Source organism: Streptomyces sp. NPDC026206 (assembly GCF_040638465.1).
Lineage (GTDB): Bacteria > Actinomycetota > Actinomycetes > Streptomycetales > Streptomycetaceae > Streptomyces.
Genome location: NZ_JBEZYL010000001.1, coordinates 240918 through 260625 on the forward strand (window position 1 = coordinate 240918; position 19708 = coordinate 260625).

The 19708-nt window shown below is 69.8% G+C and carries 23 protein-coding genes; 10 read left to right on the forward strand and 13 right to left on the reverse strand.

Annotated elements, in window-relative coordinates:
• Positions 1-13: 13 nt before the first annotated feature.
• A complete protein-coding gene (locus AB0F13_RS01095) occupies positions 14-760 on the reverse strand; it encodes a maleylpyruvate isomerase family mycothiol-dependent enzyme (RefSeq protein WP_362073096.1) in 747 nt (248 codons plus the stop codon).
• 174 nt (positions 761-934) lie between these two features.
• On the opposite strand from AB0F13_RS01095, the gene AB0F13_RS01100 reads away from it, so the two are divergent.
• Positions 935-1822 (forward strand): AraC family transcriptional regulator, encoded by an 888-nt coding sequence (locus AB0F13_RS01100; protein WP_362073099.1) that lies wholly within the window; start codon positions 935-937, stop codon positions 1820-1822.
• 56 nt (positions 1823-1878) lie between these two features.
• Here AB0F13_RS01100 and AB0F13_RS01105 read toward each other — a convergent pair whose 3' ends face one another.
• The 4 genes from AB0F13_RS01105 to AB0F13_RS01120 all read right to left on the reverse strand — a co-directional run bounded on the left by AB0F13_RS01105 (position 1879) and on the right by AB0F13_RS01120 (position 3310).
• The gene (locus AB0F13_RS01105; protein WP_362073102.1) at positions 1879-2298 is read right to left on the reverse strand and encodes a hypothetical protein; all 420 of its coding nucleotides are present in this window, start codon (positions 2296-2298) and stop codon (positions 1879-1881) included.
• 102 nt (positions 2299-2400) lie between these two features.
• Positions 2401-2679: a hypothetical protein gene (locus AB0F13_RS01110; RefSeq protein ID WP_362073105.1), complete on the reverse strand. Its 279-nt coding sequence runs from the start codon at positions 2677-2679 to the stop codon at positions 2401-2403.
• 150 nt (positions 2680-2829) lie between these two features.
• Positions 2830-3039 carry a hypothetical protein gene (locus AB0F13_RS01115; RefSeq protein WP_362073107.1) on the reverse strand — a complete coding sequence of 70 codons (210 nt, stop codon included), beginning with the start codon at positions 3037-3039 and terminating at the stop codon, positions 2830-2832.
• 19 nt (positions 3040-3058) lie between these two features.
• Entirely contained in the window at positions 3059-3310 is a 252-nt protein-coding gene (locus tag AB0F13_RS01120; RefSeq protein ID WP_362073110.1) for a hypothetical protein, read from the reverse strand.
• Positions 3311-3319: 9 nt separating this feature from the next.
• On the opposite strand from AB0F13_RS01120, the gene AB0F13_RS01125 reads away from it, so the two are divergent.
• Positions 3320-5050, forward strand: a complete 1731-nt coding sequence (locus AB0F13_RS01125) for an ABC transporter ATP-binding protein (protein ID WP_362073113.1) — start codon at positions 3320-3322, stop codon at positions 5048-5050.
• 68 nt (positions 5051-5118) lie between these two features.
• Here the strand turns inward: AB0F13_RS01125 and AB0F13_RS01130 are convergent, their stop codons facing one another.
• A complete protein-coding gene (locus AB0F13_RS01130) occupies positions 5119-5409 on the reverse strand; it encodes a DUF6255 family natural product biosynthesis protein (RefSeq protein ID WP_362073116.1) in 291 nt (96 codons plus the stop codon).
• Positions 5403-5993 (reverse strand): ATP-binding protein, encoded by a 591-nt coding sequence (locus tag AB0F13_RS01135; protein ID WP_362073119.1) that lies wholly within the window; start codon positions 5991-5993, stop codon positions 5403-5405. Before AB0F13_RS01135 ends, AB0F13_RS01130 begins: the two co-directional genes overlap by 7 nt.
• A gap of 262 nt (positions 5994-6255) precedes the next feature.
• Here AB0F13_RS01135 and AB0F13_RS01140 point away from each other — a divergent pair, with 262 nt between their 5' ends.
• Genes AB0F13_RS01140 through AB0F13_RS01150 form a run of 3 tightly spaced genes read left to right on the forward strand, consistent with a single transcriptional unit; the run spans position 6256 to position 8516 of the window.
• Positions 6256-7134 carry a Scr1 family TA system antitoxin-like transcriptional regulator gene (locus AB0F13_RS01140; protein ID WP_362073122.1) on the forward strand — a complete coding sequence of 293 codons (879 nt, stop codon included), beginning with the start codon at positions 6256-6258 and terminating at the stop codon, positions 7132-7134.
• Positions 7135-7142: 8 nt separating this feature from the next.
• The gene (locus AB0F13_RS01145) at positions 7143-7532 is read left to right on the forward strand and encodes a DUF397 domain-containing protein (RefSeq protein ID WP_362073124.1); all 390 of its coding nucleotides are present in this window, start codon (positions 7143-7145) and stop codon (positions 7530-7532) included.
• Positions 7533-7568: 36 nt separating this feature from the next.
• Positions 7569-8516, forward strand: coding sequence for an SMI1/KNR4 family protein (locus AB0F13_RS01150; protein ID WP_362073127.1), 948 nt, complete (start codon positions 7569-7571; stop codon positions 8514-8516).
• Here the strand turns inward: AB0F13_RS01150 and AB0F13_RS01155 are convergent.
• Positions 8513-9430 carry a LysR family transcriptional regulator gene (locus AB0F13_RS01155; protein WP_362073129.1) on the reverse strand — a complete coding sequence of 306 codons (918 nt, stop codon included), beginning with the start codon at positions 9428-9430 and terminating at the stop codon, positions 8513-8515. The two genes, AB0F13_RS01150 and AB0F13_RS01155, sit on opposite strands and share 4 nt — an antisense overlap.
• A gap of 317 nt (positions 9431-9747) precedes the next feature.
• On the opposite strand from AB0F13_RS01155, the gene AB0F13_RS01160 reads away from it, so the two are divergent.
• Complete coding sequence (locus tag AB0F13_RS01160) at positions 9748-10971, forward strand: beta-ketoacyl-ACP synthase II (protein ID WP_362073132.1); 1224 nt, start codon at positions 9748-9750, stop codon at positions 10969-10971.
• A gap of 516 nt (positions 10972-11487) precedes the next feature.
• Here the strand turns inward: AB0F13_RS01160 and AB0F13_RS01165 are convergent.
• Entirely contained in the window at positions 11488-11700 is a 213-nt protein-coding gene (locus AB0F13_RS01165) for a DUF4287 domain-containing protein (protein ID WP_362073135.1), read from the reverse strand.
• A 96-nt stretch (positions 11701-11796) separates the two neighbouring features.
• On the opposite strand from AB0F13_RS01165, the gene AB0F13_RS01170 reads away from it, so the two are divergent.
• Positions 11797-12444, forward strand: a complete 648-nt coding sequence (locus tag AB0F13_RS01170) for a GNAT family N-acetyltransferase (RefSeq protein WP_362073137.1) — start codon at positions 11797-11799, stop codon at positions 12442-12444.
• A gap of 122 nt (positions 12445-12566) precedes the next feature.
• Here the strand turns inward: AB0F13_RS01170 and AB0F13_RS01175 are convergent, their stop codons facing one another.
• Positions 12567-13118 carry a hypothetical protein gene (locus AB0F13_RS01175; RefSeq protein ID WP_362073140.1) on the reverse strand — a complete coding sequence of 184 codons (552 nt, stop codon included), beginning with the start codon at positions 13116-13118 and terminating at the stop codon, positions 12567-12569.
• A 353-nt stretch (positions 13119-13471) separates the two neighbouring features.
• Between AB0F13_RS01175 and AB0F13_RS01180 the strand changes: the two genes are divergently transcribed.
• On the forward strand, positions 13472-14083 hold the full coding sequence (locus AB0F13_RS01180) for a Uma2 family endonuclease (protein ID WP_362073143.1): 612 nt from the start codon (positions 13472-13474) through the stop codon (positions 14081-14083).
• 68 nt (positions 14084-14151) lie between these two features.
• Here the strand turns inward: AB0F13_RS01180 and AB0F13_RS01185 are convergent, their stop codons facing one another.
• Entirely contained in the window at positions 14152-14655 is a 504-nt protein-coding gene (locus AB0F13_RS01185; protein ID WP_362073146.1) for a hypothetical protein, read from the reverse strand.
• Between the two features lie 350 nt (positions 14656-15005).
• A complete protein-coding gene (locus AB0F13_RS01190; RefSeq protein ID WP_362073149.1) occupies positions 15006-16322 on the reverse strand; it encodes an MFS transporter in 1317 nt (438 codons plus the stop codon).
• Positions 16323-16385: 63 nt separating this feature from the next.
• On the opposite strand from AB0F13_RS01190, the gene AB0F13_RS01195 reads away from it, so the two are divergent.
• Entirely contained in the window at positions 16386-17390 is a 1005-nt protein-coding gene (locus AB0F13_RS01195) for a LysR substrate-binding domain-containing protein (protein ID WP_362073152.1), read from the forward strand.
• 131 nt (positions 17391-17521) lie between these two features.
• Here the strand turns inward: AB0F13_RS01195 and AB0F13_RS01200 are convergent, their stop codons facing one another.
• Positions 17522-18316 carry an alpha/beta hydrolase gene (locus AB0F13_RS01200; RefSeq protein WP_362073155.1) on the reverse strand — a complete coding sequence of 265 codons (795 nt, stop codon included), beginning with the start codon at positions 18314-18316 and terminating at the stop codon, positions 17522-17524.
• Between the two features lie 104 nt (positions 18317-18420).
• Here AB0F13_RS01200 and AB0F13_RS01205 point away from each other — a divergent pair, with 104 nt between their 5' ends.
• Complete coding sequence (locus AB0F13_RS01205; RefSeq protein ID WP_362073158.1) at positions 18421-19569, forward strand: adenosine deaminase; 1149 nt, start codon at positions 18421-18423, stop codon at positions 19567-19569.
• Positions 19570-19708: the final 139 nt, after the last annotated feature.

Here is a 19708-nt window from a genome sequence, read left to right on the forward strand (position 1 = left end):
TCAGCGGGAACCCTCAGAAGCCGGAGCGGTCGCGCCATAGGTGGGCGAGCGTGGGGTCGCCGTCGAGCTTCACCGCTGCCACGGGGAGGCGGTTCCACAGCACGAGGTACAGGTCGGCCGCCGAGCCCTCGTAGGTGCAGTCGGCCGCTGTGCTCGGCGCGCCGGTGGTGCGTTCGGTGCGGGGCGTGGCGTCGGAGAGGTGCACCGTCCAGGTCGTATTCGGCACGTCCGTGGGCTGGATGCACAGGGTTCGCGGGGATTCGGTGCGTACCGGGGACCGGTCCGACGCGTGGAAGCCGGCGAGCAGTTCGTCGATGCCGTCGGCCGCGAAGGCCGGTCGCACGGGGGAGAGGGAGCCGCCGAGCGCGGTCTCGGCGTCTACCCGGTGAACGGTGGTCTCGTGTGCTTGGCGGCGCGCCCAGAAGGCCAGGGACGAGGGAGCGGGCAGGAACGTCCAGCAGGACAGGTCCGACGGGGCCGAAGCGAGCGTTTCGACCAGGCGGTTGTGTCCCTCGCGCAGCCACGGCACGAGCGCGTCGTCGTCCAGCTGCGGCGCCTCGGGCAGGGGTATCGGCTGCTGCGAGCCCCCGGCCACGTAAGCGGCAGCCCACCGGTGGACCGACCCCAGGTGGACGACGAGGTCCCGCATCCTCCACTCCGGGCAACTAGGTACGGGGGCGTCGGCCCCGGCCCGCTCGGCGGCGTCCGCGAACAACCGGCCCTCGTCCCGCAGCGTTTCGATGAAGTCATGGGTATTCATGATCGGGAGTGTGCCAGCGGCCCGGCCGCCGTGTCCGGACTTGCGCTGTGGGCGGATCCCCGCAGGTGGCGGCCCCACCGCGGGGCACCTACCCGACCGGGCCGGGCACAGGATGTCGGGTCGGGCAGGGTGGGTTCTTCCTAACGTGAGTGAGTGAAAGGGAAGGAGTCAGCGGTGCTGGAACGGCTGAACCAGGCCATGGACCACATCGACGCGCACCTCGACGCGCATCTCGGCGAGCCGGTCGACGTGGCGGAACTGGCGCGGATCGCGGTGACGTCGGAGTACCACTTCCGGCGGCTGTTCTCCGCACTGGCCGGGATGCCGCTGTCGGAGTACGTCCGGCGCAGGCGCCTCACCGTCGCGGGCGCCGAGGTGCTCGCCGGTGAGCGGACCCTGCTGGAGGTCGCGGTGCGCTACGGCTACGCCTCGGGGGAGGCGTTCGCGCGTGCGTTCCGCAGCATGCACGGGGTGGGTCCCGGCGAGGCCAGGCGGACCGGAGCGGCTCTGCAGTCCCAGCCACGGATGTCCTTCCGCCTCATCATCGAAGGGAGCAGCAGCATGCAGTACAAGGTTGTGCAGAAGGAGGAGTTCCGTGTGGTCGGCAGGAAGGCCCGCGTCCCCCTCGTCCATGAAGGAATGAACCCGGCGATCGGCGAGTTCATCCGGGGCATCGCCCCGGAGACGATAGGGCGCATCACGGCGCTGTCCGACCAGGAGCCGCGCGGCATCGTCGCGGTGAGCGACGACCTCGACCCCAGCCGGGCGGAGGGCACCGAATTCGACTACTACCACGGCGTGGTGACAGGAGCCGAGGCGCCCGAGGCGCCCGAGGGCCTCGACGCCCTCGCCGTCCCGGCGGGCACGTGGGCCGTCTTCGAGAACTCCGGCCCGTTCCCGCAGGCGCTCCAGCACCTGTGGCGGGACGTGTTCACGCAGTGGTTCCCCTCCAACCCCTACCGGAGCAGGCCCGGCCCCGAGATCCTGCGTGTCCGCCCGTCGCAGGACGGCACACACGCGGACGCGGAGCTGTGGATCCCGGTGGAGCGCACCGCTGTCTGAGCGCGGGTGGCTCGCCCCCTTCCGCCGCCGCGCGGTCAGCGGGCGAGCCACCCCGCTCATCGTTCGACGGGGGCGTCGCTGATGCGGCCCGCGCTCGCGTGTGCCGACGCCGTCGAGCGCAGGAACTCCGTCAGGTCGTCCACGGTGAGGCCGCAGTAGGCGGCCCGGTGGACCGCCATCAGCAGCAGATGGGCAATGGTCTGCTGGTTGTGCTCGTCGCCCATCCACTCCTGGGGTTTCTCGACCCCCGCGTCGTTGAGCAGGACGCCGTGCGCGGCGGCGACTTCGGCCACGACGCTCGCGATGGCGTGGAAACGCGTCGGCGCCTCGCGGCTGCCGCTGATGCCGGGGTAGTAGCCCCAGGTCTTGTACGAGAACTCGAAGCCGACGGGTGGGGCGGCGGCAAGCGAGGCGTAGTAATCGGGCGTCTTCGCGGGCCAGTTGTCATGGACGAGAGTCACGTGGTGTGGGGTCACGGCGAGATGGTCGCACTGGGGTCTGACAGTGGTGCCTGCTCCGGTAAACGACCAAGGCCGGTGCGGCACACGCCGGGCAGACCTCAGAGTCCCGAGGTGTGCCTACTGGCCCAGGTTGAGCAGGCCGAAGAGATGTGTCACTGAGGGGTGGCCGGCATTGTCATTGGCGTAGCAGACCGTAGTGGAGCGGTCGGTGGAGTTGTAGTAGACGGTCGGGGAGAAGATGGCGAGGGCGCCGTAGGTGTTCTTGCGGCAGTCGATGGTGGGCCTGAAGTCGTGGTGGTTGTCCACGCCGTCCGCCTGGGCGATTCCGGCTGTCGGGGCGAATGCTCCGACAGCCAGTGCGGCGGTGACGGCCGATTTGCGGATCAGTGCGCGCATGACCAGTTTCCGATCTGTACGTTTCGGGCTGCATCAAGGGGTGGTGTCGGGCAGCGAGGCGTCGTCATCTCGTGTGCCGGGCCCGGCGGCCCCGGCCGATATCGGGTGAGGAAGGGCCGGGGCCGGGGGGGGGTGATCCGTGGGACCGGATCAGCCGGCGAGCCCACCGGTGATCTGGCTGACTCCGTTGGTGGCGCTGCCGAGGGCGGCGCCGACGCTGACGGCGGAGGCCGGTGCGGTGATGGCCATCCCTGTGGCCAGCAGGGTGGCGGCCATCACTGCGGCGCGTGCGAGCCGACGCTGACTACGGGCGGTGCAGGCGGCGGCCGGCTGGGCCTGCGGCGTGCGGTTGTCGTTCACGGTGGTGCTCCTCGTTGGGCTAGAGAGCGTTGCTGAGCAGTGCGCTGATGGTGGTGTGAGAGGGGTGGTGGGATCCGCCGGCGGCGTAGCAGACCGTGATGGAACGGTCGGTGCCCGTGGCGGAACTGGGCGAGAAGGAGGCGCCGGCCGCGCGGGTGCCCTTGCGGCAGTCGACGGTGGGCTGGAAGTGGTGATGGTTGTCGACCGAGTCGGCCTGGGCGCTGCCGGTGGTGTGTGGCTGTGCGGACGGGTTCCTGTCCTGGTCGGGCACATCGGCCGGATGGCGTGGCGGATCGACGCCCGTTGCGTGGTGGCGATGCTCGTCGTGCAACTGGTCGCAGGGGTGTCGGCCTCCGTCGTACTGACCTGCGTGGCCAGGGGTATGGAACCGCTGTTGGGCGCAGGGCCGGCGCTCGAGCGCATCCAGCAGGCTCTGCCGCCACTCGTCGTGGCCGCGATGGCGGCCGGGTGCGCCCGTATCGCCTACGCCGGCGCACGGTGGGCAGAAGGGCGTCTCATGCCCCGGTTGGTCACCTCGGCGGACATGGCTCTGGTCCAGGCGATGTGCACGGTCGAGCTGACCGCCTTCCGTGATCCGGCGTTCGCCGACGACCTGCAGACGGCGGAGAACGGGGCGATCCACGTCGACCGCATGCTCTACGAAGCTCAACGGTTCATGAGCCTGTTCATGCGCCTGACCTCAGCCGCCGGCACGCTGGCCGTCCTGCATCCGCTGCTGTTGCCCGCCGTGCTTCTGGCGGTACTCCCAGCGGCAGTCGGATCTGCGGCGGAAGCCCGCCTCGAGCACCATGCGCACCACGCGACCAGCTCGAGCCGCAACGTGAAGGCCATGATGCGCCGCCATCTGACCACGGCGCAGCACGCGGAGGAGGTCCGTGCCAACAGCATGCGCGACCCCCTCGCTGACTGGTATCAAGCAGTATCGGAGCGCATCGACACCACGGTGGTCGCCGTCGCTCCGCGTCTGCTGCGAGTGAACCTGTTGTCCGCGGCTGCCGGCGGTGTGTGCCTGGCGGGAACCTGGACGCTGCTGGCGTGGCTCACCGTCTCCGGGCGCGTGCCGTTGGCCGTGTCCGCGACGGCCGTCATCGCCGTGAGGAGCTGTCTGACCTGGCTGTCGAAGGTCGTAGAGTTCGCCACGAGCCTGTTCCAGAGCGCCCTCTACCTCGACGACTGGCGCCGCTTCGTCGGCAAAGCCCGCTTTCTTGCCCCCCGGCGTGGCCTGCTCAAAGCGCCCGCCCGCCCGCAGCGGATCCATCTCGACCACGTCACCTCCTCCTACCCGGGCAAGAGCCATCCGGCCGTCGAGGGTGTGTCCGTGACCTTCAATCGCGGTGAGATCGTCGCGATCGTCGGCGAGAACGGATCCGGGAAATCCACGCTCACCCGCCTGATCACCGGACTGCACACCGCCGACAAGGGCGCCGTGTGCTGGGACAACGTGGATCTGGCCCAGGCCGACCCCGACACCGTCTGGCAACACACCGGTATCGTGACGCAGTCCTTCGCCCACTGGCCTCTCACAGTCCGCGAGAACATCACCCTCGGCCATCGGACAGACGAGCACCACGACGACCGCATCTGGACAACCCTGCAGCGAGTGGGACTGCATGATGTCGTTGAATGCCTCCCTCACGGCCTCGACACCCTGCTGTCCGGCCAGCTATGGGACGGTAGCGACCTTTCCGGCGGCCAATGGCAGCGCCTCGCCTGCGCACGTGCCCTCCACCGGCAGCCGGCGGTACTCGTGCTCGACGAACCCACCAGCGAGATGGACCCGCGCGCTGAACGCCTCATCCTTCAGGAACTGAGGAGCACCCGTGCCGACAGGATCACCATCATCGTCACCCACCGCCTGAACAACGCCAAGGTCGCAGACAGGATCATCGTCATGCGAGACGGGCACATCGCTGAAGAAGGGACATACCACCAGCTCAGCAGCAGCGGCGGACCGTTCAACGACCTCCGCACCCACGAACGTGCCCGATGACGCTTTGCTGCTCGGCAGTGCGACCAACCCCGCAGCCCTCCTGGGCATGTCGGGATCACAAATGGCGCTCAGGGCGCCATGAACCGGGGTGCCGCCCTGCTCCAGCGGATGCCCGGTCTCACCGTCCGGGCCACGTTCAGCGCCGCTGCCCGGTCGGCGGCGTTCCGGCTGCGCCGGGAGGGGGTGACGGTACCGGGCAGGCCGGGAGGCCGTACGGCGCCGTAGTCGGTGAAGCGACGGATCCCGCAGCGGTCACAGTGCGATGCGCCTGCGGAGTGGGTCCATCCCCAGGCGTGCGGGCAGTCGCCTGACCGTCGTCCCGCCACGTAGGCGGTGCCTGCCCAGCGCCCGGTCACCACGTGCGCCCCCGCTTCAGCAGATGCGCGTCGCGGAAGTGGCTGCGTACGGCCACGGTCGCGTCCACCACCGTCTCCCCGTCCCCACCGGCCACGGCCTTCCGCCGCGCTGCCTCCAGCTCCGCGCACTCGGAGCAGCCCCTGGGCGATCGCCCCCGCGCCGCTCTCCCGGCCGGTACGCCCAGCAGGAACCACGTCGCCTTTCCCGCGCCGCCCCGGCCGTCCGCGCACACGCCCCACGCGTCCGCACCGTGCGCGATCAGCATCAGGCCACGGCCCGACTCGGCGTCGGGAGCGGTGAGTGGGCGAAGTGCCGGTACGTCGGGGGCGTCGTCGTGTACGAGCACGTGGAGCTGGTTGCGTCGCGTCCACTCCGCGAAGAGCGTCACCGGGTTCGTGCAGCCTTTCGCCTGGCAGGCGTTCACCGCGTTCGTGACCGCCTCCGAGGTGAGAACCAGCGCGGTGTCGGTCAACTCGGTGCGGCGCGCCGCCGCCAGCAGGGTGCGCACCGCTTCGCGGGCGGCGCGCACCCATACCGGGTGGGGTGGGAAGACGAGGGAGCAGTCGGGGGAGGGGGGAGTTCTCATGTCGCGTCTCCTGGGGCGGGAGCGGGATTCCCGTGGGGGTACGGCTGTTCGCGGTGTCGTTGCTCGACCCCCAACTGCCTTGGGAGTGAGTGCACTTCCACGATGCCGCGTAGCGGATGGGTGGCTTCGACGGTAGTGAACGGTTTCACGGTCGAGCAAGAAATCACCCGATTGTTGCCACGTGTGGGTGATGCGGGGCTCAATGAGTGGACCCTCCGAGCACGGCATCGGCAGACTGCCGCCAGCGAGAAGGAGGGCAGTGGTGGCACCCAGGAAACAGCCCAGTGAACGGCAGCGCCGGCTCGGGGCCGAACTGCGCAAGCTACGGACGGGCGCAGGAATTTCCGGCGATCAGGCAGCACTTTTGCTGGATGCCGACCGAGCGCGCATCAGCAACATCGAAACGGGGCGCCTGGACGTGTCCAGGAACCGGCTCTACATGCTGTTGCGCGAGTATGGCTGCCCGCCGGGGTCGCTGTTCGACGGGCTCATGGAGATGGCCCAGGACTCAGGCAAGGGCTGGTGGGACGAGTTCAAGGGTTCGGTGGCGCGAAGGGGGCTCGATCTCGCGGAGCTGGAGTCACGGGCCACAAGCATCCGTGTCCACGACTCGCTGAATATCCCGGGCATGCTCCAGACTGAGGAGTATGCGCGCGCCGTGATCTCGACCGTCGAAAGTGATCACGCAGGCCTCGATCGGCGGGTGGAGTTCAGAACCGCACGCCAGCGAGTCTTGGGTGGGCTCCAGAAGTACCACGCCGTCATCCACGAGTCGGCCCTGCGTACGCGCGTCGGCAGTTCCGAGATCATGCGGCAACAGCTCTTGAGGCTCATCGAGGTGGCTCGTTTGCCCCGCGTGACCGTGCAGATCTTCCCCTTCGAGATGGGCCCCTACTCTCCGCACGCCCGTTCCTTCATCCTCTTGGGAGGGGCAACCCCGGAGCTGGACACGCTCTATCGAGAGCACCCGACGAGTGCGGACTTCATCGGGGATGGCACTCGCATCACCGAGTACGCCAGAATGTTCGAGCGACTGGCTTCCCTCGCCTTCGCCCCCATCGACCCGGCGGCTGCTCCTGAGGCGCAGGAAGCCCGGCATTCACTGAGTTTGCTCCAGCATGTCTTGTATGAACTGCGATAGGTAGCGATATGTCTCGGGTTGAATGGCATAAGTCCTCATACAGTTCAGGGGGAGACGGCGAGTGCCTAGAGGTGGCCCCAGCCCCCGGCGGGCTCATACGCTTCCGCGAAAGCGACTGTCCCACCCAGGTCATAGCCGCAACTCCGGCCACCTTCGCCAGCCTCCTCGCCACCGTCAAAGCCGGACGGTTGCCCGCATGGCTTAAGTCCTCGTACAGCGTCGGATCGGACGGCTCCTGCGTCGAAGTCGCCCCCGCCCCCGACGGCCTCATACACCTCCGTGAGAGCGACAACCCCGCCGACGTCATAACCACCACCCCAGCCACCCTCGCCACTCTCCTCACCACCGTCAAAGCCGAACGGCTCGGCTCACGATCCAGACGGCCAGTTGCCCCCTGACGTCGATTGTCAGTCGCGTCCGCTTCAATGCCTGCCATGGATGAACAGGAAGAGCTCCTCACGGCCGTCCACCACCTCGTCTGGCCGAATACGGGCGATCTGGAATGCGATGAGGCAGGACACCCGGCAGGGCACGCATGTCTGGCGCCCTCGGACGAGAACGACCTCTCCTCGCTCCAGGGGGCGCTCAGCGGACGGTACGGGCAGCCGCGCAATCTCGCCATGGGCGGCTACGTCGATCCGACCGTGACCGCGCGGACCGGGCTGCCGCTGCTGGCCCCGTTCGGCGAGCGGCTCGTCGAGATGCGTGCATGGGTGCACGGAGGCCGGTGGATCGGCTGCGGTACCGCTCGTTTCGAGGACGGCATACGGCTCGTGGTGCTGGTCGCGGAACGGGAGGACCCGGCGCCGGACATGCCGGAGGGTGCTGCTTCTTCCTGCATGCCGGAGGGGGCGACTTCCTGGGCGGACGCGGTCGTCGCCGTCACGGGATGGGACACGACCCGCGTGCGTACGGTCGACTGGGCGGGGGCCGAGGCCCGGCTCGGGACCGCGCTGCCCGGTGACTACAAGCGGCTCGTCGAGATGTTCGGGCACGGCGCCTTCGACGGTTACCTCGAACTTCACATGCCCGGCGCGGGATTCAGGAGCAGTGACATTGTCCTGAACACCGAGTGGCTGGGCGAGTGGGCCCGGACTGGCCGCAGCGGCCTGTGGGACCCGTACGAGGTGTACCCGGCCCCCGGCGGGCTGCTGCAGTGGGGGAGCACCGAGCAGGCCGACCAGTTCTTCTGGCTCACCGAAGGGCCCGACCCCGACAAGTGGCCCATCCTCGTGACGGAGGACATCCCCGACTCGTGGGTGCGCTTCGACGGGACGACCGCCGAGTTCGTCCACCGCATGCTCACCGAACGGCAGCATCCCTTCTCGACGGCCCGCTACTTCGACCGCCACTGGTTCCAGAGTTACGAGAGTGAGGGCTAGCGGCGGGCCGGGAACAGGGGGTCGGTCCCGCGGGCGCAGTTCTCGGTGACCGTGTCCGCGAAGGCGCGGGCGAAGGGGGTCAGGGCGTCCCACTTCCGTACGGCCCAGCCCGCTGAGAGGGCGGGAAAGGCCGGGATGGGGACGAAGCGCAGCGAGGGGTGGCCGGGGCCGCGCCAGCCGGGGAGGGCGGGGACGACGGCGTGGCCGAGGCCGAGTTCGGCCAGGAGTATCGCCGTGTCCCAGTCGGCGACGCTGGTGTCCGAGGTGACGTGGATGCCCGACTCCGCGAAGGCGGCGTCGAGCCGGGCCCGTGAGGTGGAGTTCTCGGGCAGCCGGATGTGGCGGATGCCCGCCAGGTCCTCCGACTCGATCCGGCTGCGGGTGGCGAGCGGGTCGTCGGCGTGGACGGCCAGCACCCAGGGCAGATCGATCACGGGGCGCTGTTCGATGCCGCGCACGGGCGGACCGATGGTGATCCAGGCGAGGTCCAGATCGTGTACGGCGAGAGCGTCGAAGCAACTGCGGCTGGAGGTCTCCGTCTGGAACTCCAGGTTCACCTGGGGGTGTCGGCGCCGGAAGTCGACGACGGCCGCGGACATGAAGTGCCGCACGGTGGTGGCGCCCGTGGTGATGCGCACGGAACCGCCGTCGCCGCTCACGAGATCCGCGAGACGCCGCAGCGCCAGGTCGAGGCCCGCGATGCCGTCGGCGGCGGCCGCCTGCAGAAGCCGGCCGGCCTGGGTGGGCACCACTCCCCGCGGGTGCCGCTCCACCAGGCCGGTACCTATCTCGCGCTCCAGCCGCTTCACGTGCTGGCTCACCGCGGACTGGGTGCAGGACAGTTCGCGGGCGACAGCACTGAGGCTGCCGGCGCGGCACACGGCGACGAACACGCGCAGGTCATCGAGGGTCATAGTGATCAAAGCTAGTACTTGGGTCGTTGCAAGAAAACCCTAGGATTGACTGGGGAGTTGACTGCCGCGAAAATTTTCCTTGGATCCAGGGCGGCAACCCGGACCGCGCGACGGCGCGTTCCGGGTGCCGACCCGCCCATGCGACGTCCCGGCCCGTACCGCCTATGGCGGAACCCTACAATTTTGCGACGGCCGAGTCCGTTGATCATCTCGATCGGGTTACCGGGTGTTCCCTTGACACAGTGGAAAGGAAGGAAGCCACCCGCACTGCTCGACAGGCAGGGTGAGCTGTGCCACCACTACAAGGGGGATCAGCCATGAGCGCTGACAGCGAAGGCGTGGTCGTCACCGGTCTCGGAGCCACCACCCCGCTCGGCGGCCACGTCGAGGCGACCTGGCAGGCGATGCTGCGCGGCGAGAACGGGATCCGCGCCATCGAAGAGGAGTGGGCGACGGCGCTGCCCGTACGGATCGCGGGCCGGCTGCGCCAGGAGCCGGGCGAGGTGCTGGACCGCGTGCAGGCGCGGCGCATGGACCGGTGCGAGCAGGTGGCGCTGGTCGCCGCGCGGGAGGCGTGGGCCGATGCCGGGCGGCCCGCGGTGGAACCGGAACGGCTGGCCGTGGTGATCGGGACGGGCACCGGCGGCGTCCTGACCCTCCTCGGCCAGGACGACGTCCTGGAGGCCTCGGGGGTGCGGAAGGTCTCCCCGCACACCGTGCCGATGCTGATGGCGAACGGTCCGGCCGCCTGGGTCAGCATCGACCTCGGGGCCCGCGGCGGCGCCCACACCCCGGTCAGCGCCTGTGCGTCCGGCGCCGAGGCGATCGCCCTGGGCCTGGACCTGATCAGGCTCGGCCGGGCCGACGTCGTGGTCGCCGGCGGTGCGGAGGCCTGTGTGCACCCCCTGCCCCTCGCCGGGTTCGCCCAGGCCAAGGCCCACTCCACGCGCAACGACGACCCGGCGGGGGCCTCGCGGCCCTTCGACACCGGCCGCGACGGATTCGTCATCGGGGAAGGCGCGGGCGTGGTCGTCCTGGAACGCGCCGGGTTCGCCGCCGCGCGCGGCGCCCGCCGCCACGCGGTGCTCGCGGGGGCCGGGGTGACCTCCGACGCGCACCACATCACGGCCGCGCACGCGGAGGGGCAGGTGCGGGCGATGCGGCTGGCGCTGGGCGCCGCGGGGCTGGCGCCCGCGGACATCGCGCACGTGCACGCCCACGCCACGTCCACGCCGCTGGGCGACCTCGTGGAGGCACGGTCGGTGGCCGAGGCGGTCGGCACGCACCCGTCGGTGACGGCGACCAAGTCCATGACGGGCCACCTGTTCGGCGCGGCGGGAGCGGTCGGCGCGATCGCCGCGATCCTCGCGCTACGGGACGGAGTGGTCCCGGCGGTACGCAACCTCGACAGCCTCGACCGGGAGATCCCGCTGGACGTGGTGGCGGGCGCCCCGCGTCACGGCCGGGTGCCGGCCGTGCTCGCCAACTCCTTCGGCTTCGGGGGCCACAACGCCTCGCTGGTGTTCACGGCGGCAGGCTGAGCTTGTCTTTCAATGTCGCTGGGCTAATGGTCCCTCGACCTTGATCATTCGTGGAGGGATGCGGCGCCAGACGCGAGGGCGGCCTTCGGCTGTCCCGGCCCACAAGGTCGGCACGGAGCAACGGCGGACCAGCGAGAAAGCTCAGCAACCGTTGATCGTCGGAGTGTTGGCGCAGCCGTTGCCGAAGGTGGGGGAGATGAAGCCGCCAGTGCCGCCCGCCCACGCCGGGGGCGGCCGGGCAGACGCCCCCGGCCAGGAGGGCAAGGGCGGTCACGAGCGTACGGAGGTTGGAATGCAGGCTTATATCAGGACATAACGACCTACCCCTGTCCCGGGCACGCCGCGGTCGCGCAGGTGGCCGCGTCGCTCCTGGAGGAGGCGTCGCAGTACGGCAGGATCGCCGAGGCCAAGCGCGGGGCCGGTTCGTGGCGGCCGGATATCTGCGGGCCGTCGCACGCTACGGGGGCTGACCCCGGGCATGTGGCGGACTCTGAGACGGCCCGGCCTCATGGCGCCCTACTGGTCGTCGGCCTCCGCGAGGGTGTGAGCGACAAGGGCGTTGGCGTGGCCGTGCCCCAGGCCGTGTTCGGCCTTGAGCCAGGCGACCAGTTCCATGTGCTTGGCCAGGGGCGAAGTGCGGATGAGAGTCTTCCACTCCGCTATCGGCCGGCCGTACTTCTTCTCGATCGACGGGAAGTAACTGGCCGGTCCCTTAACGCTTTCAGTCATGACCGGAGTCTGCCACCCACCACTGACAACGCCGCCTGCCCGCGAAGGCGACGTAAGGTGTGCACCCATAAAGTGGCGCTTACTTCGGGAGGACCGATGGTCGCGGAACTTGTCAGCACGTGGGTGTCCGGCTGGGCCGTGTCGCGAGGCACGCCCCAGCCGGTCGAGCGGCCCTGGGGGTTCTTCATCGAGGTGGGAGCGCCCGGCCATGTGGCGCGTCATGTGCTGCCCGACGCGGACGGGCCGTCCGTGCGCGGGGCCGCCGCCTCGGTGACCGTGCCGGACACCTGGCTCAAGGTACCCGTGGAGCCGGAGCTGCTCGCGCACTGGCTCACCCGGGACTGGGTGGTGGACGAGGAGGACCCCGGCCATCTGATGGCCGTGGACCTGCATGCCACCGAGCCGATACCGCCCGGTGGTTACACCGCGTCCGTGGAGTTCCGGGCCGGCGTCACCTACGTCCGGGTGTGCGACGCGGCAGGTGAAACCGCCGCCAACGGGCAGCTGGCCCTTGTCGGGCAGGCCGCGGTCTTCGACCGGATTGCGACCGAGGAGGCACACCGCCGCCGCGGCCTTGGCAACTTCGTGATGCGTGCCCTCGCCGACCACGCCGTGGCCGAAGGTGCGATCCTCGGCGTCCTGGGCGCGACGGACGACGGGCGCGCGCTGTACGAGACGCTGGGCTGGAAGGCGCACGCTCCGTTGACAGGGTGCGTGTACCGGCCGCAGGCGCTGTCCGGCTGATCGCGGGCTCCCGTGCCGGTCACCCGGCGCCGGTCAACGACGAAGGCACCGCTGGTAAGCGGTGCCTTCGGTGTACGTGTGCGAGTACTTATGCGAGTACTTATACGAGTACGCGACCGGGATCAGGCGCGCACGGTGTACCAACCGCCGAGGCCGCCGCACATGTTCGCGCTGTACGTAGTGCTGCGGTAGCCGGCCGGGATGGGCGAGCCGGGGCAGGTCCATATGCCGTTGCGGACGAGCTGGTGGTACCAGGAGCCGATGCCGTTGCAACCGGTGCGCTGGTAGTTGGTGGTGACGTAGCCGGAGACGATCGGCGAACCGGAGCAGGTCCATATGCCGTCGCGCGCGAGCTGGTGGTACCAGGCGCCGATGCCGCTGCATCCGTTGCGGTCGTAGTTGCTGATGACGTAGCCGGTCACGATCGGCGAGCCCGAGCAGGTCCAGATGCCGTCACGCACGGGCTGCTGGTTCCAGGCGCCCCGGCCGCTGCATCCGTTGCGGTCGTATCCGGTGATGACGTACCCGTCCGGGACGGGCGCCCCGGAGCAGGACCACCCGCCCGCGCGTGCCGTCGAAGCACTGGCCGTTCCGGTGGCGGCACCGGTGAAGACGGTCGCGATGAGCGCAACTGCTCCCACGACGGCGGCGATCCTGCTGCGGACGATCGCCATCGTCGCGGTGTTCCACAGTTGACGGAAATGTCTGTCCAAGTCACACCAATCCCATAGACATGGTCACTTCACACCTGTCGATCGCCAAGAACACCGGACAACGCCATAAAAGTCACCCCACTTGACCGCGATGTGAGAAGCGCGTCACAGTCCGTGAACAGCAACGAATGTGGCTCGAACCTGATATGAGGGCATGTCAGCTCCCTGTCAGTTTTTGGGACGGCCCGGCGTGGTCGTGCCGACCGCGCCCGCGCCGGGGCAGCGGCACTCGTACGGGTGAACGACATCAGTGGACCTCCCGCGGGTCCGTTCGGCATGCTGGAGTCGGTGATGTACCGATAGAGGAGACCGCCATGAGCGCACTCACCGTCGACTACTCGGAGGGCCACGGCCACGAGTGGGACGAGCTGGTCCGGATCTGGGAAGAGACGGACGCCCCCGAGGGCTGCAAGGTGGAGATCATCGAGGGGATCATCACCGTGTCACCAGCGCCCGCCAACAGGCACAACAGCATCGCCTGGAAGCTTCAGCGTCAGCTGGCGCCGGCCATTCCCCAGGACCGGGGGATCTATCAGACCCTGGCTGTCGCCGTCCCCTCCCGTAGCGGCCTCTACATTCCGGATCTTGTCGTGGCACCCGAGGCGGTGGTGGACGAGGCGCCGACGGAAGCGCACGAGTCCGAGAACTTCGTCCAGGCTGCGGCGGCCGAGCTCATCGTCGAGATCACTTCGAAGTCGACCGCTCGCCACGACCGCATCAGCAAGCCCGCCGGATACGCCCATGCCGGAGTGCCGCTCTACCTGCTTGCGGACAGGTGGGCGCCGGGCGGCCCGACCGTTACCCTTTACGGCGAGCCCAAGAACGACGTCTACCGGATGCTGCAGGCCGGCAAGTTCGGCGATGAGATCCACCTTCCCGCGCCGTTCGACCTGCTGATCGACACGGGTGTCTTCCCTGTCGCCTGACGACGACGAAGGCCCGCCCCACCCGGCGGGCGGCCGCCGTACAGCCGCCCGCCTCATTCTCCCGGGGATCAGCCCCCGTCGATCTGCAGGTTCGCCCTGACGGTGAAGTACTGAAGGCCTTCGGGTGTCAGGCAGGCCGTGGGCAGCTCGCCGCCCAGTGACTGGATGTTGCGGACGGCACCGCGTCCCTTGTAGCGGCCTGCGATGACCGTGCCCTCCAGGTGCGAGGTGTTGATGCCGAGGATGCGGGTGCCGAAGGAGGTGGGGTAGTAGATCACCGATGTCCCACCGTCCGCGTAGTGCAGGGTTTCCCGTACGCGGCTGTGCTTCAGGCCGACGCATGCCGCATGCGGGGACACGCCTGCGATGGTGCTGGTGGCCGCCAGCGTGTGCCCCGGACGGTCGGTGCAGGTGTAGGTGACGTTCCCGCGCGTGACGGCCGAGCGTGGCACGACGGTCAGCCCCGGGACGTAACGGGTGTTCTCCTGCCCCGAACAGGCGAGGGAGGAACGGGAGGAGGAGTGGGCCTGCGTGGCAGGGGCCCATCCCAGGGACGAACCGACCAGTGCCATGGCGCACAAAGCCACTCCGGCACCGTGCTTACCGAACATACGACACACCCCTCCGGGGACGACTGGCGCGCCGTGACCGGCGCCCACACCGGCCCTCCCTACCCCCCGGAACACACGAATCCGCCCCGTCGCGTCCGGCCCCGGCAGCGCCCCCCTGCCCCCGCGCCACAGCGCATGCCCTCCAGCGCGCGGCGGCGAAGGGGCCCGCCCCCGGCCAGGGCAGGAGGCGGGACACACCGAAGGCACCGCGGGACGCGCGGTGCCTTCGGTCGTTCACGTGCTCAGGACGACCGGGCCGTCAGACGCGCGTCATGCACCAGGCGCCGACGCAGCCGCTGGACATGGGTTGGTCAGCGGCGGGACATGGCGACCAGTCGCTGGTGGGCGATCGCCTTGCGCGTCGCGTACAGCGTGATCGACGCCGCGCCGACCATCGCGGCGAGGCCAAGTACCACCGTGCCGTCCCAGCCGGCCGAGCGGAAGGCGAGGGCGCCGAGCGTGCCGCCCACCGAGCTGCCGAGGTAGTACGCCGTCTGGTAGAGGGCCGAGGCCTGGGCACGGCCCGTCTTCGCGGCGCGGCTGACGGAGGACGAGGCCACCGCATGGCCGGCGAAGAAGCCGGCGGTGATGAGGACCAGGCCCAGCAGAACGGCCGCCAAGGAGGACGTCAGCGTCAGGAGCAGACCGGCCGTCGTCGTGCCGACCGCCAGGTACAGGGCGCCGCGGCGGCCCAGACGGCCCACGAGCTGCCCGGCCGCGGCCGACGAGACCGTACCGACCAGATAGATGAGGAAGATCGAGCCGACCACGCCTTGCGGCAGTGAGAACGGAGCGTCCGCCAGCCGGTAGCCGATGACCGTGTACACCGCGCCGAAGACCGTCATGAAGAGCAGGCCGATGCCGTACAGCCGGCGCAGCAGCGGGTCGGAGAGGTGGCCGCCGACCGTGCGGCCGAGCGCGCGGAACGAAATCGCCGACGGCGCGAAGTGGCGGGCCTTCGGAACCATCAGGCGGAAGACGACGGCGCACACCACGGCCAGCGCACCGACCGCGGCGAGCCCGGCCCGCCAGCCCCAGGCCTGGGCCACCCAGCCCGCGAGGATCCGGCCGACCATGCCGCCGATGCTGTTGCCCGCGACGAACAGGCCGATCGCGCCGATCAGCGCCTTCGGGCGCACCTCCTCCGCCAGGTACGCCATCGCCGACGCCGGGACCCCGGCCAGTGCGGCACCCTGCACCGTGCGCAGGGCGACCAGCCAGCCCAGGCCCGGGGCGAACGGCACGAGCAGCGCCACGAACGCGGCGACACACAGCGCGGCCGTCATCGTGGCCCGCCGCCCGTAGCGCTCGGAGAGCGCGCTGAGCGGGACGACCGCGAGGGCGAGACCGCCGGTCGCGGCCGAGACGGTCCAGCTGGCCTGATCGGGCGTCACGCCGAGATCGTCCGAGATCGCCGGGAGCAGGGCCTGCGTGGAGTAGAGGAGGGCGAACGTGGCGACACCCGCGGCGAAGAGCGCGAAGCTCATCCGGCGGTAGCCGGGCCCGCCGGGGACCAGGCGGGTGTCGGTGTCGGCGGAGGAAGAGGACGTCGAGGCTGACGAGGCAGACGAGGCAGAGGCACCCGATCGCATGGTGACGACGGATGCCCCGGTATCGGCAGGAGACATGGGAAAACCGTATGCAGCCTGCATCTGATGCGTCCAATGCACAGACTGGCGATAATCGATCACATGCAGCATGACCGCAGGTCACGAGGGCCTCTGTCACCCAGTGGCAACAAGAGTGTTACCCAAAACTTTGACGTTCCGACAACGGCCGAGCTCGAGGCGGGCTCGTGGGCGGCGACGCTCACGCCGCGCCTCGCCCAGTTCGTCGCCGTCGCCCGTCACGAGCACGTCACCCGTGCCGCCCAGCAGCTCGGGATGCCGCAGTCCACGCTGAGCCGGTCCATGGCCCGCCTCGAACACGACCTGGGCATCGCCCTCTTCGCCCGCCACGGCCGCACGGTCTCGCTCACCGCGGCCGGGCGCACCTTCCTCGTCACCGTCGAGCGCGCCCTGTCCGAGGTCGACCGCGCGGCCGAGTCCGTACGGGCCGACGCCGACCCCGCCACCGGGAAGGTCGCGTTCGGCTTCCTGCACACGATGGGTTCGGAGACCGTACCCGAACTCATCCGCGCCTTCCGAACCGATCATCCGCGCGTCCGCTTCCAGCTCGTCCAGAACTACGGCGAAGCCATGATCGAGCGGCTGCGCGACGGCGACCTCGACCTGTGCCTGACCTCGCCCGTGCCCGACGAGCCGGACCTGGTCGCGCGCCGGCTCGACGAGCAGAAGCTGCGGCTGGTCGTGCCGGAGGACCACCCGCTGGCCGTCCGCAAGCGGATCCGTCTGGCCGAGGCGGCCGGTGAACTCTTCGTCACCCTTGAGCCCGGGTACGGGCTGCGGCGCATCACGGACGCGCTGTGCGCCGAGGCGGGGTTCGTGCCGAAGGTCGCCTTCGAGGGGGAGGACCCGGAGACGCTGCGCGGGCTCGTCGCGGCGGGCCTCGGTGTCGCGCTGCTGCCGCCGCCGGCGGTGCCGCGGCCGGGTGTCGTCGAGCTGACGGTGACCGCGCCGCGTGCGGTTCGTGAGATCGGGGTGGCGTGGCTGGACGGGCATCCCGATACGGCGCCGGTGGCGGCCTTCAAGCGGTTCTTGCTGTCGCGGCGGGGGCAATTGCTGCTGCATCGGTGAGGCGGTGCCGGTGCTTGGGGGTTGTGCTGCTCTGTCCTCAAGCGCCGGACGGGCTGGATTGTTGCCGGGGCCGGCACGAAAACCAGCCCGTCCGGCGCTTGAGGACCGGGGTCCGGGGCGGAGCCCCGGGGTCAGTGACGCAGTGACGCGCCGAAGCCGGAGGCGAGCGGCATGCGGAGACCCAGTGGCGGCGGAGCCGCCAGCGCGTCGGCCACCGGGCGGGCGTAGTGGTGGCCGAAGAGCGCGCCGCGGACGAAGTCGACGACCAGGGCCTGGACTTCCGGGCGGTGCTGGCGCAGGCCGTGACCGTCGGAGTGGACCTCGAAACGGCACACGTTCCGGTTGACCTTCTTGGCCCGCTCGGCGAGCCGGTAGGACAGGTCCGGGTCCGTGCGCTCGTCGTTGGTGCCGTGGACCAGCAGCACCTGCCGGCCCGCGAGCTGGCGCACCGGCTCCGGGTCGAGCACGGCCTCCGGATCCGGCAGCCAGGGCGCGAGTGCGAGCACCGCCGTGACGGCCGGGTGCCCGGCGGCCCGCAGTGCGGCGCGGGCGCCCATGCCCGTACCGATCAGGCAGACCGGAACGTCGCCGTAGCGCCGCACCACCTCGTCCGCCGCCCAGGCGGCGTCCTGCACGGGGTGGGCGGCGGAACCGTTCCAGCCCCGGTGGCGGTAGTGGACGACATGGACGACCAGGCCGTCGTCGGTGGTCGCCCGGGTCAGCCGGCGGGCCAGCGGCCGCTGCGCGGCGGGAGTGCGGAGCAAGGGGCGGCGTATTCCCGTGGCGCTGCCCTCGGGGAGCAGGAGGGCGACCGCGTGCACGGCGTTCTCGCTGTGCCCGGCACCGAGCGGTTTGCCGAGGCGGGCCGCTTCTCGCGGGTCCGCGGGGCCTTCTGGATCTCGCTGCGGCAACGCTTGCTGCACCATGGCAGACAACGATGGCAGAAGGACGTGTGGTGTCCACCCCGCCGATGGGTCACCGTTCCGTATCGTTCGGCGCCATCTACGCGCGTAGGGGCTAGAGTGCCGAGATGACGAGCGAGACCCTCTCCCAGCAGGCCGGCCGGCCCAGCCCCGACCAGATCCGCCGCGCGCCCAAGGTGCTGATCCACGACCACCTCGACGGCGGGCTGCGCCCCGGAACGATCGTCGACCTGGCCGCAGCGGTGGGCTACGACAAGCTCCCCGAGACGGACCCGGACAAGCTGGGCGTCTGGTTCCGTGAGGCCGCGGACTCCGGCTCGCTGGAGCGCTACCTGGAGACCTTCGCGCACACCGGCGCCGTCATGCAGACCCGTGAGTCGCTCGTGCGGGTGGCCGCCGAATGCGCCGAGGACCTGGCCGAGGACGGCGTGGTCTACGCGGAGGTGCGCTACGCCCCCGAGCTGCACGTGGAGAACGGGCTCAGCCTCGACGAGGTCGTCGAGGCCGTGAACGAGGGCTTCCGGGAGGGTGAGCGCCGGGCCCGGGCCAACGGTCACCGCATCCGTGTCGGTGCCCTGCTGACCGCCATGCGGCACGCGGCCCGTGCGCTGGAGATCGCCGAACTGGCCAACAAATACCGTGACTCCGGCGTCGTCGGCTTCGACATCGCGGGCGCCGAGGCGGGCTTCCCTCCCACCCGTCACCTGGACGCGTTCGAGTACCTCAAGCGCGAGAACAACCACTTCACGATCCACGCGGGTGAGGCCTTCGGCCTGCCGTCCATCTGGCAGGCCCTGCAGTGGTGCGGCGCCGACCGGCTCGGCCACGGCGTGCGCATCATCGACGACATCGAGGTCGCCGAGGACGGTACGGTCAAGCTGGGCCGGCTGGCCTCGTACGTGCGGGACAAGCGCATTCCGCTGGAAATGTGCCCGACGTCGAATCTCCAGACCGCTGCGGCGAGTTCATATGAAGAGCACCCGATCGGTCTTCTCCGTAAGCTGCACTTCCGGGCGACGGTGAATACGGATAATCGTCTGATGAGCGGTACCAGCATGAGCCTGGAATTCGAGCACCTGGTCAAGGCGTTCGGCTATTCACTGGACGACATGCAGTGGTTCACCGTCAACGCGATGAAGTCGGCGTTCATCCCATTCGATGAACGTCTGGCCATGATCAATGACGTGATCAAGCCGGGGTACGCGGAGTTGAAGTCGGAGTGGCTGTTCCGTCAGACGGTGACCGGAACCGCCTGACCAGCAATTCCGTTCCGGGCGTGCCCCGCTGGTGAGTCGGCGGGGAATCGGGTGAACGCGGTGAATACGGCCGGGGCCAAAAGGTCCCGGCCGTGTCATTGATTGCGGGGCCACCGCACTCGTGGCTAGGTTGCCGTAC

Bases quoted from the DNA above. Each gene is read 5' to 3' on its own strand.
- AB0F13_RS01095 (WP_362073096.1), bottom strand. From the start codon at position 760: ATGAATACCCATGACTTCATCGAAACGCTGCGGGACGAGGGCCGGTTG.
- AB0F13_RS01110 (WP_362073105.1), bottom strand. From the start codon at position 2,679: ATGCGCGCACTGATCCGCAAATCGGCCGTCACCGCCGCACTGGCTGTC.
- AB0F13_RS01125 (WP_362073113.1), top strand. From the start codon at position 3,320: ATGGCGTGGCGGATCGACGCCCGTTGCGTGGTGGCGATGCTCGTCGTG.
- AB0F13_RS01135 (WP_362073119.1), bottom strand. From the start codon at position 5,993: ATGAGAACTCCCCCCTCCCCCGACTGCTCCCTCGTCTTCCCACCCCAC.
- AB0F13_RS01145 (WP_362073124.1), top strand. From the start codon at position 7,143: ATGTCTCGGGTTGAATGGCATAAGTCCTCATACAGTTCAGGGGGAGAC.
- AB0F13_RS01150 (WP_362073127.1), top strand. From the start codon at position 7,569: ATGGATGAACAGGAAGAGCTCCTCACGGCCGTCCACCACCTCGTCTGG.
- AB0F13_RS01155 (WP_362073129.1), bottom strand. From the start codon at position 9,430: ATGACCCTCGATGACCTGCGCGTGTTCGTCGCCGTGTGCCGCGCCGGC.
- AB0F13_RS01160 (WP_362073132.1), top strand. From the start codon at position 9,748: ATGAGCGCTGACAGCGAAGGCGTGGTCGTCACCGGTCTCGGAGCCACC.
- AB0F13_RS01165 (WP_362073135.1), bottom strand. From the start codon at position 11,700: ATGACTGAAAGCGTTAAGGGACCGGCCAGTTACTTCCCGTCGATCGAG.
- AB0F13_RS01170 (WP_362073137.1), top strand. From the start codon at position 11,797: ATGGTCGCGGAACTTGTCAGCACGTGGGTGTCCGGCTGGGCCGTGTCG.
- AB0F13_RS01175 (WP_362073140.1), bottom strand. From the start codon at position 13,118: ATGGCGATCGTCCGCAGCAGGATCGCCGCCGTCGTGGGAGCAGTTGCG.
- AB0F13_RS01180 (WP_362073143.1), top strand. From the start codon at position 13,472: ATGAGCGCACTCACCGTCGACTACTCGGAGGGCCACGGCCACGAGTGG.
- AB0F13_RS01185 (WP_362073146.1), bottom strand. From the start codon at position 14,655: ATGGCACTGGTCGGTTCGTCCCTGGGATGGGCCCCTGCCACGCAGGCC.
- AB0F13_RS01190 (WP_362073149.1), bottom strand. From the start codon at position 16,322: ATGTCTCCTGCCGATACCGGGGCATCCGTCGTCACCATGCGATCGGGT.
- AB0F13_RS01195 (WP_362073152.1), top strand. From the start codon at position 16,386: ATGCAGCATGACCGCAGGTCACGAGGGCCTCTGTCACCCAGTGGCAAC.
- AB0F13_RS01200 (WP_362073155.1), bottom strand. From the start codon at position 18,316: ATGGTGCAGCAAGCGTTGCCGCAGCGAGATCCAGAAGGCCCCGCGGAC.
- AB0F13_RS01205 (WP_362073158.1), top strand. From the start codon at position 18,421: ATGACGAGCGAGACCCTCTCCCAGCAGGCCGGCCGGCCCAGCCCCGAC.